Below are 13,170 nucleotides of genomic sequence, written 5' to 3' on the forward strand. Positions count from 1 at the left end.
GGCACTGCGTCGCCCGCCTTTCTACAATCGGTCCATGCTTGAAACCCAATCCCTATTTGCCGAGTCGCCGCTGCTGCACGGCCTCAATGCCGAGCAGCTGGCGGCCGTCACGCTGCCGCCCGAGCCTGCGTTGATCCTGGCCGGCGCCGGCTCCGGCAAGACCCGCGTGCTGACCACGCGCATCGCCTGGCTGCTGCAGACCGGCCAGGTCACGCCGGGCGGCCTGCTGGCCGTGACCTTCACCAACAAGGCGGCCAAGGAAATGCTGACCCGCCTGTCGGCTCTGCTGCCGCTCAATGTGCGCGGCATGTGGATCGGCACCTTCCACGGCCTGTGCCACCGGCTGCTGCGCGCGCACTGGAAGCTCGCCAGCCTGCCGCAGACCTTCCAGATCCTCGACATGCAGGACCAGCTCAGCGCGATCAAGCGCCTGTGCAAGCAGCACCAGATCGACGAGGAGCGCTATCCTCCGAAGCAGCTGCAATGGTTCATCGCCGGCTGCAAGGAGGACGGGCTGCGCGCGCACCAGATGAGCCCGCGCGACGAGGACCAGCGGCGCAAGATCGACTTCTACCAGCTCTACGAGGAACAATGCCAGCGCGAGGGCGTGGTCGACTTCGGCGAGCTGATGCTGCGCTGCTACGAGCTGCTGCGCGACCAGGACGCGGTGCGCGAGCATTACCAGCGGCGCTTCCGCCATATCCTGGTCGACGAGTTCCAGGACACCAACAAGCTGCAGTACGCCTGGCTCAAGCTGCTCGCGGGCCATGACGAGAACGGCCGCTTCGTGCCGGCCGGCAACGCGGTGCTCGCGGTCGGCGACGACGACCAGAGCATCTACGCCTTCCGTGGCGCGCGCGTCGGCAACATGGCCGATTTCGTGCGCGAGTTCGAGGTCAGGCGCCAGATCAAGCTGGAGCAGAACTACCGCAGCCACGGCAATATCCTGGAAGCGGCCAACCAGCTGATCGAGCACAACAGCGGCCGCCTGGGCAAGAACCTGCGCACCGAGCAGGGCGCGGGCGAGCCGATCCGGGTCTACGAGGCGGCGAGCGACTTCGCCGAGGCCGACTGGCTGATCGACGAGATCCGAAGCCTGCTGGCCGAGGGCTGGTCGCGCCAGGAGATCGCGCTGCTGTACCGCAGCAACGCGCAGAGCCGGGTCATCGAGACCGCGCTGTTCCGCGCCGGCCTGCCGTATCGCGTCTACGGCGGCCTGCGCTTCTTCGAGCGCGCCGAGGTCAAGCATGCGCTGGCCTATTTGCGCCTGCTCGACAACCCGAACGACGACACCAGCCTGCTGCGGGTGGTGAATTTCCCGCCGCGCGGCATTGGCGCGCGCTCGGTCGAGCAGCTGCAGGACGCCGCGCGCGCGCTCGGCTGCTCGCTGCATGACGCGGCCAGCAGCCTGGGTGGCGCCGCCGGCACCAAGCTGTCGGCCTTCGTCGCCAAGATCGACGTGCTGCGCGAGCAGACCGAGGGCCGCAGCTTGCGCGAGATCATCGAGCTGGTGCTGCAGCACAGCGGCCTGCTCGAGCATTACCGTGCCGACCGCGACGGCGCCGACCGGGTCGAGAACCTGGAGGAACTGGTCAACGCGGCCGAGAGCTTCGTGCTGCAGGAGGGCTTTGGCCGCGATGCGGTGGCGCTGCCGCTCGACGAGACCGCGCCGGCCGGCCCGGGACTGACCCAGTCGCCGGCCAGCCAGGGCCTGGACCCCGATGCCGATGGCTTCGAGGCCTTCGCGGCTGCCAGTGTACAAGTTGCTGCAGGAATCCAGTCCGACAGCGGCGAGACCCTGAGCCCGCTGGCCGCCTTCCTGACCCATGCCGCGCTCGAGTCGGGCGACAACCAGGCCCAGGCCGGCCAGGACGCGATCCAGCTCATGACGGTGCATGCGGCCAAGGGGCTGGAGTTCGACGCCGTCTTCATCACCGGACTCGAGGAAGGCCTGTTCCCGCACGAGAACAGCCAGAGCGACCGCGACGGCCTGGAGGAGGAGCGCCGCCTGATGTATGTCGCGATCACCCGCGCGAGGAAGCGCCTCTACCTGAGCCATGCCCAGACCCGCATGCTGCACGGCCAGACCCGCTACAACCTGCGCAGCCGCTTCCTCGACGAGTTGCCCGAGCCCTGCCTGAAATGGATCAGCCCGAAGCAGGGCGGCTGGGGGTCGGGGCTGGGTCGCGGCGGCTCCGGCCCGGGCACAGTCCAGCCGGCCTGGGGCCGCAGCGGGCTCGGTGACCCGGGTTCGGGTCGTGGCGGCAAGGACGCGGCCTACAGCGGTGCTGGCAGCGTGCCGGCGCAGAAGGCCGCGCCAGCCCATGGCATCCGGGCCGGCATGCAGGTGTTCCACAACAAGTTCGGCGAGGGCAAGGTGCTCACCGTCGAAGGCCAGGGTGACGATGCGCGGGCCCAGGTCAACTTTGCCCGCCATGGAAGCAAGTGGCTGGCGCTGGCGATCGCCAAGCTGACGCCGGTCTGAGCGATCCCGCCGCTGCCGCTCCAGGCTCGGCGTCGGCCGGGGTCACGGCAGATGAGCGGGTGTCGTGACCCCGCTGCGATCCTGGCGCATCGAGGCAAAGCGATCGGCCAGGAAATCGATGAAGACCCGCACCTTGGCCGACAGGTGGTGGCGCTGTGGATAGATCGCATGGATGTCCGCGCTGACGCCGGTCCAGGGGGCAAGAATGCCCTGCAAGCGGCCGCTTTCCAGTTCTCCGGCAATGTCCCATTCCGAGCGCAGGATGATGCCGTGGCCCGCCAGCGCCCAGTCCACGGCGACTTCGCCATGGTTGGTGGCCAGGCGGCCGCGCACCTTCACGGTGAGCTGCTGTTGTCCGTCGGTCAGCTGCCAGTGGTTGAAGGCCGTGCGGTTCTCGCGGATCACGATGCAGTCGTGCTCGAGCAGCTCGCGCGGCGAGCCTGGCAGGCCGCGTGCTGCCAGGTAGCTCGGCGCCGCGCAGGGCAGGCGGCGGTTGTCGGCGATGCGGCGTGCCAGCACGCGGGCATCCGGTGGCGGCCCGAAGCGGATGCCGATATCCATCGCATGCTCGGTCAAGTCCAGCGGTCTGTCGGTCAGTTGCAGGATGACCTCGATGTCGGGATAGCGCCGCGCGAACTCCGAGATGGCGGGGGCCAGGTGGCGGCGGCCGAAACCGAAGGTCGCGTTGATGCGCAGCAGGCCGCGTGGCGTTTCTCGGCTGGCGCCCAGGGTCCGCTCCAGCTGGTCGATCTCGCGCAGGATCTGCTCCCCATCTTCCAGGTAGCGTTCACCCTCGGGGGTCAGGCTCAGGCGGCGCGTGGTCCGATTGAGCAGTCGTACCCCGAGCCGGTGCTCCAGCGCGGCCAGCCGCCGGCTCACCGCCGGCGGGGTGACATCGAGCTGTTGCGCCGCCGCTGCCAGGCTGGGCTGGCGGGCCAGCAAGTTGAAGAAGCTCAGGTCGTCGGCGCCGCTCATTCGTGCATCCAGATCATCAATGAATTGATTCGCTGATCATTGCATATTTCCGTGGGCGCAATAGCATCGGTGCTTTCCCGCCAGCCGATCGCCCACCATGTTCACGGATTTCCTGCCCACGCTTGCCATTGCCCTGTCGCTGGGCGCTGCACTCGGATTCTTTGGCGGCTTGTTCGGCATCGGGGGCGGCATCATCGCGATTCCCCTGCTGGTGCTGGCGTTTGGCATGGAGCAGCCGCTGGCCCAGGGCACCGCGCTGGTCATGATGGCGCCCAATCTGCTGATCGGCTTCTGGCGCTATTGCCAGCGTCAGCCCCTGTCGCTCGGCTCGACGCTCAGCATCGGCCTGTCATCGACCCTGGTGACCTGGCTGGTGGCGGGCTTCGCCAACCGTCTCGATCCGGCGCTGCTGCGATTGGGGTTCTCGGTTTTCCTGGCGCTGCTCGGTCTGCACATGCTGTGGCGGCGCGAGCGGCCGGCCGCTGCGGACGGCAGCCAGCCGGGCCTGGCCACGCTGGCCGGAGTCGGCGCCGTGGGCGGATGTAGCATGGGTTTCCTGGGAATCGGCGGTGGCCTGCTCGCCACGCCGCTGCTGGCCGGATTGGGGGTGCGCCAGGTCGTGGCCCAGAGCCTGGCACTGGCGCTGGTGGCACCCAGTTCGCTGGCTGCGCTGGCCAGCTACGCCGGTGCCGGCCGCGTCGACTGGCATATGGGACTGCCGATGGCGCTCGGCGGCCTGATGACCGTTTCGCCCGGGGTCGCGCTGGCGCACCGGCTGCCCGAGCGGCGCATGCGCACGGCCTTTGCCCTCATGCTGGTCCTGGCCGCGCTGTGGCTGGCTGTGGGCGGCTCCCGCAGCCATTGAGCCGCGCCGGGAGGGCTCAGCGGTAGAACACCTCGACCTGGCCCTTGAGCTTGATCAGCAGCGGAAAGCCCTTGCGGTCGACGGTCTTGCCGGCCGGCACCTTCACCCAGCCTTCGCTGATGCAGTATTCGCAGACATCGGAGCGGTCCTTGCCGTTGAACAGGATGCCGATGTCATGCTCGAACACGGCGGCTACATGGTGCGGACTGCGCGGGTCGATCGAGAGGTGGTCGGGCAGGGCGGGGCGGTTGTCGCTCATGATGGGGTCTTTCCGTGGTTGAAATCGCAAAGACGCCGATTGTCCCGGATTTGGCCGCCGGCCGACGCGGGCTATCATCGAGCCATGAACTTCGAACTGCGGGACGCCATTGCCGCCGATGCCGCCGGCATCGCGCTCATCTACAACGATGCGGTCGCCAATGGCACCGCGATCTGGAACGAACGCCTGGTCGACGCGGCCGATCGGCGCGCCTGGATCAGCGCGCGCCAGGCTGGCGGCTGGCCGGTGCTGGTGGCGGTCGATGCGCAGGGCCGGGTGCTGGGCTATGGCAGCTTCGCCGACTTCCGCGCCTTCGACGGCTACCGGCATACGGTCGAGCATTCGGTCTATGTGAGCACCGACTGCCGGGGCGCCGGCCTCGGTGCCGCCTTGCTGCTGGCCCTGGTCGAGCGCGCCAAGGCCGCCGGCAAGCATGCGATGGTGGCGGCGATCGAGGCGGGCAACCAGGCCTCGCTGCGCCTGCATGCCCGCTGCGGCTTCGAGCCGGCCGGCACGCTCAGGCAGGTCGGCACCAAGTTTGGCCGCTGGCTGGACCTGGCCTTCATGCAGCGCCTGCTCGACGACTTGCCGCCGCGCTGAGGCCGGCGCTGGCAGGGCTGCCGGCTACTGCTTCAGGATCCAGTGCACCATGCGCTTGGCGTCGCGTTCGCTGATCTGGGCCCGCTCGGAATCGTCCGGCATCTTGACCTGTCCCCAGTGCGGACCGCCGGCGGCCGAGCTGCCCTGGCGTACCGTGGTGACCAGAGTCTTTTCCGCCTCGGGCTTGCCGCGCCAAGCGCTGGCGATCTGCTGGAACGAGGGGCCGATGCTGGCCTTGTCCACCGCATGGCAACCCAGGCAGAGGTAATGCTGCACCAGCTTTTCGCCGCCGCTGCTGGCATGGGCCTGCAAGCCGAAGGTCGAGAAGGCCGCCAGTGCGGCCAGGGTCAAGAGTTTCTTCATGTGACAGCTCCCGATGGATGATGACCATCGGAACCAGCTTAGGCCTGGTGCTCGGCGCTGTCAATGCAGGGGTTTCCCCGGCTGAGCCACGGGGGCCAGCCGAGCCGCCGGCTGCGATCCGGTGTCTCACGCCAGCGGCTGGCCGTCGTCGTCGCTGAAGCTGTCGCGGAAGGTGAAGTAGAAGCTGCTGAAGAACATTGCGGCCAGCGTCAGCGCGGCGGCAAACAGCAGCGAGGCCAGCAGGTCGGGGCTGCCCAGCAGGCTGCCGAGCAGCGACAGCAGCAGGCCGGTCACCATGAAGACGGCCATCCAGCCCAGCATGAAGAGCGCGAGCGCGCCCTTGTTCTGCCAGCAGGCCAGCAGGCTGAAGAACAGGCTCTTGGCCGGGCTGATGCCCTGCCAGTGCACCAGCGCCGGCGCATGCCAGAACAGCAGCGCCAGCGGCAGGTACAGCAGCATGCCGACCCACATCGCGTTCTGGAAGGCTTCGCCCTGCACGACTTCCTGCGTGATCTCCGACGTTCCCAGGTAGAGCTGGGCGAACTGGCCGCCATCGAACAGGGCCGAGATGCCCAGCACGGCCATGAAGCCCAGCGCGTAGATCAGGCCGAGCAGCAGCATCGCGCGCAGGCGATCGCGCCCGGCGCGAAACGCGCTCGCCAGCAGCACCGGCATCGGGAACTTGCCGCTGTCGGCTTCGCGCGTGGCGACCATCAGGCCCAGCGTGGTGGCCGGCAGCAATGCCAGCGCCAGCAGGTTGCCGATCACGGGCAGCGCGCTGAGCAGCGACAGCGCGAGCATGTAGAGCAGGAACAGGCCAGAGAGCGCCAGCGGCTGGCGCGCGAAGGTCGCGATGCCCTGCCTGACCCAGAGCAAGCCGGTCTTGGCCGGCACCGGCCTGAGTTTCACAGCGGCTCCAGCCGCTCGCGCAGCACGCGCTCGAAATGGGCCGGGTCGTGGGCTTTCAGCATGCTGGCTTCGCGCGGCAGATGCCAGTCCCACAGGCGCGAGATCCAGAAGCGCAGCGCGCCGGCGCGCAGCATGGCCGGCATCAGCTCGCGCTCGGCCGCCGTCAGCGGGCGCACGCTTTCGTAGGCTTCGCGCATGGCGCGGCTGCGCTCGGGGTCCGGGCGGCCTGTTCCATGGTCGATGCACCAGTCGTTCAGGCAGACCGCGAGATCGAAGGCGAAGCTGTCGATGCCCGCGAAGTAGAAGTCGAACAGGCCGCTGAGCTGGCCCTGGTCGAACATCACGTTGTCGCGGAACAGGTCGGCATGGACCGGTCCGCGCGGCAGCGCCTCGTAGCTGGCGCTGGCCGCCACATGGTTCTGGTAGGCCAGCTCGGCTTGCAGCAGCGTTGCCTGCTCGGGCGTCAGGTGCGGCAGCACCACCGGCACGGTCTCGTTCCACCAGGCCAGGCCGCGCAGATTGGGTTGGCTGCGCTCGTAGTCCTGGCCGGCCAGGTGCATGCGCGCGAGCATGGCGCCGACCTGGGCGCAGTGGCTGGCGCCGGGCGCGAGTTCGCTGCGGCCCTTCAAGCGGTTGACCACCGCCGCCGGCTTGTTCTTGAGCTTGTGCAGGATCTCGCCCCTGGCATCGGCGGCCGGGTCCGGCACCGGGATGCCCTTGCCGGCCAGATGCTTCATCAGGTGCAGGTAGAAGGGCAGCTGCTCGAAGCTCAGGCGCTCGAACAGCGTCAGCACATAGTGATGCGGCTCGCCGTCGCGCAGGGTGCTGACGAAATAGTTGGTGTTCTCGATGCCGCCGGCGCAGCCTTCGATGTCGGTGAGCTGGCCCAGGTTGAGCCGGCTCAGCAGGGCGGCGGCTTCGGTCTTGCTGACTTGGGTGAAAACGGCCATGGGCGGGGTAAGCGTGCTTGGTGCTGCGGCCGAGTAGGGCCGCTGGCGGATGGGAGGGCGCGAAAGGGGTAGCCGGGGCTCAGAACTTCATCAGTCGCCAGCTGCTCTTGCCGGCGCTGCGCTCGGACTGGTCAAGCGGGCTGGCGTCCAGCGGCTGGACCTGGTAGGGCGGCAGGGTGGACTTGGTCTGGACCTCGATGCGCCGGGTCTGGCCGCCGACGCGCAGTTCGTCGATGCGGCTGCCCGCATCCTCGTGCGTGATCGATTCGGCCTTTTGCTCGATCACGGCCTTGCCCTCGTCCTGGGTCAGCCGGGACGGCATCGTGACTGGCTGGGCGCTGGCGGCGCCAGCCAGGGCGGACAGCAGCAGGGCGATGAAGGGGGATCGGGCGGTCGAGCGGTGCATAACCCACAATTGTAGGTCTTGAGCGGGTTCCTGCGTGCTGCCAGGGTGGCTTTCGCCGACAATCCGGGCATGACCGAGACCCAGAAGACCCTGGTGCTGGTGGATGGCTCCAGCTACCTCTACCGCGCTTTCCATGCCATGCCCGACCTGCGCGCCGTGCCTGGCGATCCGACCAGTCCGCCGACTGGCGCCATCCGCGGCATGATCAACATGATGCAGGCGCTGCAAAAGGAGCAGCCGAGCGACTACATCGCTTGCGTGTTCGATGCCTCGGGTCCCACCTTCCGCGACGCGCTCTATCCCGACTACAAGGCGCATCGCAGCCCGATGCCCGACGACCTGCGCGCGCAGATCGCGCCCATCCACGAGGTGGTGCGCCTGCTCGGCTGGACCGTGCTCGACATTCCCGGCGTCGAGGCCGACGACGTGATCGGCACCCTGGCCAGGACGGCGGCGGCGCAGGGGGTGCGCGTGATCGTCTCGAGCGGCGACAAGGACCTGAGCCAGCTGGTCGACGAGCATGTGACCATCATCGACACGATGAACGGCAAGCGGCGCGATGTCGCCGGCGTGACGGCCGAGTTCGGCGTGCCGCCGGCACTGATGATCGATTTCCAGACCCTGGTCGGCGACCAGGTCGACAACGTGCCGGGCGTGCACAAGGTCGGACCCAAGACCGCCGCCAAATGGCTGCTCGAATACGGCAGCCTCGACGCGCTGCTGGCCAACGCCGACCAGATCAAGGGCGTGGCGGGCGAGAACCTGCGCCAGGCCCGGGACTGGCTGCCGACCGGGCGCCAGCTGGTGACGATCAAGACCGACTGCGACCTGCGCGAGCAGCTGCCCGGCCTGCCTGCGCTCGATGAGCTGGCGCAGCGCCAGCGCGACAACGCCTGCCTGCGCGACTTCTATGAGCGCTACGGCTTCAAGGGCCTGGCGCGCGCGCTCGAACTTCCTGCCAAGGGTGCCGAGCCCGTCGGCGCAGCAGCTGGCCTGCCGGCTGAAGGCACCAAGCCGGTCGCGCGCCAGCTGCGGCCTCGCGCCGTCCCGGCACAGCCGGCCTTCGGTGCCAGTGGCGACCTGTTCGCCGAGCCGGCGCCGCAGGCCGTCGAATCCACCGATGCCGATGATGCCGCTGCTGCGGCACAGGCTACAGATGCGGCACAGGCTACAGATGCGGCAGATGCGGCAGATGCGGCAGAGGCGGCCGCGACAAGCGCGTTGCGCTACGAGACCCTGCTCGACTGGCCGGCCTTCGACGCCTGGCTGGCCAGGCTGCAGGCGGCCGAGCTGGTCGCGCTCGATACCGAGACCACCTCGCTCGACGCGATGCAGGCCGAGATCGTCGGCATCAGCTTCAGCGTCCGGCCGGGCGAGGCGGCCTATGTGCCGCTGCTGCATGCCGGCCCCGATGCGCCGGCCCAGCTGCCGCGCGACGAGGTGCTGGCCCGCCTCAAGCCCTGGCTCGAGGACCCCGCCGCCAGGAAGCTCGGCCAGCATGTCAAGTACGACCGCCATGTGTTCGCCAACCATGGCATCGAGGTGCACGGCTATGTCCATGACACCATGCTGCAGAGCTATGTGCTCGAGGTGCACAGGCCGCACAGCCTGGCCAGCCTGGCCGAGCGCCACCTCGGGCGCAGTGGCATCAACTACGAGGACCTGTGCGGCAAGGGCGCCAAGCAGATCCCGTTCGCGCAGGTCGAGGTCGCCAAGGCCGCCGAGTATTCCTGCGAGGACAGCGACATGACGCTCGAGGTCCACCAGCTGCTCTGGCCGCTGATCGAGGCCGACCAGAAGCTGGGCCGGATCTACCAGCTCGAGATCGCCACCAGCGAGGCGCTGTATCGGGTCGAGCGCAATGGCGTGCTGATCGACGCGCAGACGCTGGCGCGCCAGAGCCATGAACTGGGCCAGCGCATCCTGCAGCTCGAGGCCGAGGCCTACGAGATCGCCGGCCAGCCCTTCAACCTCGCGAGCCCCAAGCAGCTCGGCGAAATCTTCTTCGACAAGCTGGGCCTGCCGGTGATCAAGAAGACCGCGACCGGCGCGCGCAGCACCGACGAGGAGGTGCTGGAGAAGCTGGCCGAGGACTATCCCCTGCCGGCCAAGCTGCTCGAGCACCGCTCGCTGTCCAAGCTCAAGGGTACCTATACCGACAAGCTCGCGAGCCTGGCCCATCCGCGCACCGGCCGCGTGCATACCCATTACGCCCAGGCCGTGGCCGTGACCGGGCGCCTGAGCAGCAACGAGCCCAATCTGCAGAACATCCCGATCCGCACGCCCGAGGGCCGGCGCGTGCGCGAGGCCTTCGTCGCGCCGCCGGGCCGCCTGATCGCGAGCGCCGACTACTCGCAGATCGAGCTGCGCATCATGGCCCACCTGAGCGGCGACGCGGCGCTGCTCAAGGCCTTCGCCGAGGGACTGGACGTGCACCGGGCGACCGCGGCCGAGATCTTCGGCATCCTCCCCGCCGAGGTCAGCAGCGAGCAGCGGCGCTATGCCAAGGTCATCAATTTCGGCCTGATCTACGGCATGAGCGGCTTCGGCCTGGCCAAGGCGCTGGGCATCGACAACGCGGCGGCGAAGAACTACATCGAGCGCTATTTCCAGCGCTTTGCCGGCGTGCGCGACTACATGGACCAGACCAAGGCGCAGGCCAAGGCGCAGGGCTATGTCGAGACCGTGTTTGGCCGCCGGCTCTACCTGCCTGAGATCAACAGCCCGAACGGCCCGCGCCGCGCCGCCGCCGAGCGCGCCGCGATCAACGCGCCGATGCAGGGCACGGCGGCCGACCTGATCAAGATGAGCATGGTCGCGGTCCAGGCCGCGATCGATGCCCAGGGCCTGGGCACGCGCATCATCATGCAGGTGCATGACGAACTGGTGTTCGAGCTGCCCGAGGCCGAGCTCGACTGGGTCCGGACCGAGGTGCCGCGCCTGATGGCGGGCGTGGCCGAACTCAAGGTGCCGCTGCTGGCCGAGGTCGGCGTCGGCGTCAACTGGGAGCAGGCGCACTGAGGCGATGACGGGCATCGGGTCCCGGTCGCACTGGGTCCGGGCATCCGCTTATGCGTTTTTTTTCCGGACTCATGCAGGACTCCCGGGATGCGACTATCATGGCTGGCAGAAATGACATCCAATTATTAGGTGGTAAAAATGACAGTCGAAGACACCGTTGCCGGTCCTACGCGCGTGATGCTGGTCGCGCTGCCCCTGATGTCCTGGGGTCTTGAGCGTTTGCTCGAGGGCGACCACGGCCGTTGGTCGGTGGTCGGCGTGGTCGAGAGCGCTGCCGAGGGCGTGCTGCGCATGGAGCAGATTGCGCCCGACGTGATCGTGTTCGACCTCGATGGCGAGGAGGGCACCGAATCGCTGGCCCATCTGCAGGCGCAGACGGCAGCCAAGATCCTGGCCCTGACCAGTTCGCGCGACCCGGCACTGCAGGACAGCGCGGTGCTGGTCGGCGCGCGTGGCGTGGTCGGCAAGTACGAGGCGCCGGTCGTGCTGCTGCGCGCGCTCGAGAAGATCCACAACGGCGAGATGTGGATCGAGCGCAGCGCGACCAGCCGCATCTTCCTCGAGCTCTCGCGGCACCAGGATGGCCGCTGGCGCAGCTCGCGCCGGGCCTCGGTCAGCGTGCTGACGCCGAAGGAGAAACTGACGGTCGAGGCCCTGGCCTCGGATGCCGCGGCGCCGGGCAAGGTGATCGCGCAGCGCCTCAACATCAGCGAGCACACGCTGCGCAACCACCTGACCTCGATCTACCGCAAGCTGTCGGTCTCGAACCGGGCCGAGCTGCACGCCTACGTCAACCGGCACGGGCTAGACCGCCTGGGCTGAGCGGGCTGGCTCAGGGGCCAAGGCCTCTGCTGGAAGGGGCGTGCCGGCGCTCGGGTCAGCCCGGCCTGGGGTGCCTACTGGCTGATTGCCAGGGTGGCGGGCTCAGTCCTGCAGCGCCGAGCCCATCTTGGCGCGGTACCACTCGTGGAAATGCTGCATGCCGTCTTCCATCGGGCTCTGGTAGGGGCCGACTTCGTTGTCGCCGCGCGCGAGCAGGGCCTTGCGCCCGGCGTCCATGCGCTCGCCGATCTCGTCGTCCTCGATGCAGGTCTCCATGTAGGCGGCGCGCTGGGCATCGACGAAGTCGCGCTCGAAGGCGGCGATCTCCTCCGGGTAGTAGAACTCGACCCGGTTCAGCGTCTTGTCGACGCTGATCGGATGCAGGGTCGAGACCGTCAGCACATGCGGGTACCACTCGACCATGATGTGCGGGTAGTAGGTCAGCCAGACCGCGCCCTGCTCGGGCAGCTCGCCGTTGCGGTAGGCCATCAGCTGCTGGTGCCATTTCTGGTACACCGGGCTGCCCGCGCCCTTGAGCAGGTTCTGCACGCCGACGGTCTGTACCGAGTACTCGGGCTTGAATTCCCACTTGAGGTCGTCGCAGGTCACGAAGTTGCCCAGTCCGGGGTGGAAGGGCACGACATGGTAGTCCTCGAGGTAAACCTCGATGAAGGTCTTCCAGTTGTAGTTGCACTCGTGCAGCTCGACATGGTCGAGCACCATGCCGTCGAAGCTCAGCGTGCTGGCCGGGCCCAGACCGGCGAGGTCGGCGGCGATGTCGCGGCCGTTGTCCTCGAACAGCATGCCGTTCCATTCGCGCAGCGGGTAGCGCTGCAGGTTCAGGCAGGGGTCCTGGGAAAAGTGCGGCGCGCCGATCAGCTCGCCGAGCTTGGCCATGCCCGAGCCGCCGCTGTAGGTCCAGCGGTGCAGCGGGCAGACGATGTTACCGGCGGCGCTGCCGTTGCGGTGCTCGCCCAGGTTGCCGCGGCCCTTGAGCATGACGGCCTGGCGATGCCGGCAGACGTTGCTGACGAGCTCGACGCCCTGGGCGGTCCTGACCAGGGCGCGCCCTTCGCCTTCCTGGGGCAGGGCGTAGTAGTCGCCCAGGTTGGGCACGGCGTTGACATGCCCCACATAGCGGGGCCCGCGCTGGAAGATGGTCTCCATCTCGCGCTGGAACAGCGCTGGGTCGAAATAGCTGGAAACCGGAAATTGGCTTGCGGCCTGCTGGAACTGAAGACTTAAATCAGACATGAAGGTCCTGACCTAGAGACTCCCCCTATTAAGGGGCAGGGAAGCGCTTTGATCGTTGAACGAATGAGCGCGGGAGGTTTTACAACTCCTGATGAGCTGGAAAGGGGCAGGTATTGTACCCCCTCGGGCCCATCTGTGCCGGCGTTTCCGGACGGCCTCCGGTCTCCGGGCTGCAGGCCCTAAAATCCTAGTTTTGATTTTTTCTCGCCGGCGGCAACCAGCCGCAGCGACCCCAGCCATGGCCCCTATCCTTGCGCACCG

General features: G+C 68.1%; 12 protein-coding genes. 5 read left to right on the forward strand and 7 right to left on the reverse strand.

The annotated features are described in order from the left end of the window. Positions 1-34 precede the first annotated feature (34 nt). Entirely contained in the window at positions 35-2,485 is a 2,451-nt protein-coding gene (locus tag C6P64_RS08150) for a UvrD-helicase domain-containing protein (protein ID WP_105748063.1), read from the forward strand. Positions 2,486-2,527: 42 nt separating this feature from the next. Here C6P64_RS08150 and C6P64_RS08155 read toward each other — a convergent pair whose 3' ends face one another. Continuing rightward, positions 2,528-3,460, reverse strand: coding sequence for a LysR family transcriptional regulator (locus C6P64_RS08155; RefSeq protein ID WP_105748064.1), 933 nt, complete (start codon positions 3,458-3,460; stop codon positions 2,528-2,530). A 97-nt stretch (positions 3,461-3,557) separates the two neighbouring features. Between C6P64_RS08155 and C6P64_RS08160 the strand changes: the two genes are divergently transcribed. Further along, a complete protein-coding gene (locus tag C6P64_RS08160) occupies positions 3,558-4,325 on the forward strand; it encodes a sulfite exporter TauE/SafE family protein (RefSeq protein ID WP_105748065.1) in 768 nt (255 codons plus the stop codon). Positions 4,326-4,341: 16 nt separating this feature from the next. On the opposite strand, the gene C6P64_RS08165 is transcribed toward C6P64_RS08160, so the two are convergent. Continuing rightward, positions 4,342-4,584: a DUF3297 family protein gene (locus tag C6P64_RS08165; protein ID WP_105748066.1), complete on the reverse strand. Its 243-nt coding sequence runs from the start codon at positions 4,582-4,584 to the stop codon at positions 4,342-4,344. An 84-nt stretch (positions 4,585-4,668) separates the two neighbouring features. Here C6P64_RS08165 and C6P64_RS08170 point away from each other — a divergent pair, with 84 nt between their 5' ends. Continuing rightward, positions 4,669-5,184, forward strand: coding sequence for a GNAT family N-acetyltransferase (locus C6P64_RS08170; protein ID WP_105748067.1), 516 nt, complete (start codon positions 4,669-4,671; stop codon positions 5,182-5,184). A gap of 24 nt (positions 5,185-5,208) precedes the next feature. Here the strand turns inward: C6P64_RS08170 and C6P64_RS08175 are convergent, their stop codons facing one another. The 4 genes from C6P64_RS08175 to C6P64_RS08190 all read right to left on the reverse strand — a co-directional run bounded on the left by C6P64_RS08175 (position 5,209) and on the right by C6P64_RS08190 (position 7,812). Next, positions 5,209-5,547, reverse strand: coding sequence for a c-type cytochrome (locus C6P64_RS08175; protein ID WP_105748068.1), 339 nt, complete (start codon positions 5,545-5,547; stop codon positions 5,209-5,211). Positions 5,548-5,673: 126 nt separating this feature from the next. Further along, entirely contained in the window at positions 5,674-6,456 is a 783-nt protein-coding gene (locus C6P64_RS08180) for a BPSS1780 family membrane protein (protein WP_105748069.1), read from the reverse strand. Then, positions 6,453-7,406: a homoserine kinase gene (locus C6P64_RS08185; protein ID WP_105748070.1), complete on the reverse strand. Its 954-nt coding sequence runs from the start codon at positions 7,404-7,406 to the stop codon at positions 6,453-6,455. The genes C6P64_RS08180 and C6P64_RS08185 overlap by 4 nt, the downstream gene beginning before the upstream one ends. Before the next feature lie 79 nt (positions 7,407-7,485). Continuing rightward, positions 7,486-7,812, reverse strand: a complete 327-nt coding sequence (locus tag C6P64_RS08190; RefSeq protein WP_105748071.1) for a hypothetical protein — start codon at positions 7,810-7,812, stop codon at positions 7,486-7,488. A gap of 69 nt (positions 7,813-7,881) precedes the next feature. On the opposite strand from C6P64_RS08190, the gene polA reads away from it, so the two are divergent. Both polA and C6P64_RS08200 read left to right on the forward strand, forming a co-directional pair. After that, complete coding sequence (polA, locus tag C6P64_RS08195; protein WP_105748072.1) at positions 7,882-10,833, forward strand: DNA polymerase I; 2,952 nt, start codon at positions 7,882-7,884, stop codon at positions 10,831-10,833. 138 nt (positions 10,834-10,971) lie between these two features. Beyond that, a complete protein-coding gene (locus C6P64_RS08200; RefSeq protein ID WP_211296813.1) occupies positions 10,972-11,655 on the forward strand; it encodes a LuxR C-terminal-related transcriptional regulator in 684 nt (227 codons plus the stop codon). A gap of 102 nt (positions 11,656-11,757) precedes the next feature. On the opposite strand, the gene C6P64_RS08205 is transcribed toward C6P64_RS08200, so the two are convergent. Then, on the reverse strand, positions 11,758-12,909 hold the full coding sequence (locus C6P64_RS08205; RefSeq protein WP_105748073.1) for an aromatic ring-hydroxylating oxygenase subunit alpha: 1,152 nt from the start codon (positions 12,907-12,909) through the stop codon (positions 11,758-11,760). Positions 12,910-13,170: the final 261 nt, after the last annotated feature.

The organism is Malikia granosa (assembly GCF_002980595.1).
Taxonomy (GTDB): domain Bacteria; phylum Pseudomonadota; class Gammaproteobacteria; order Burkholderiales; family Burkholderiaceae_C; genus Malikia; species Malikia granosa.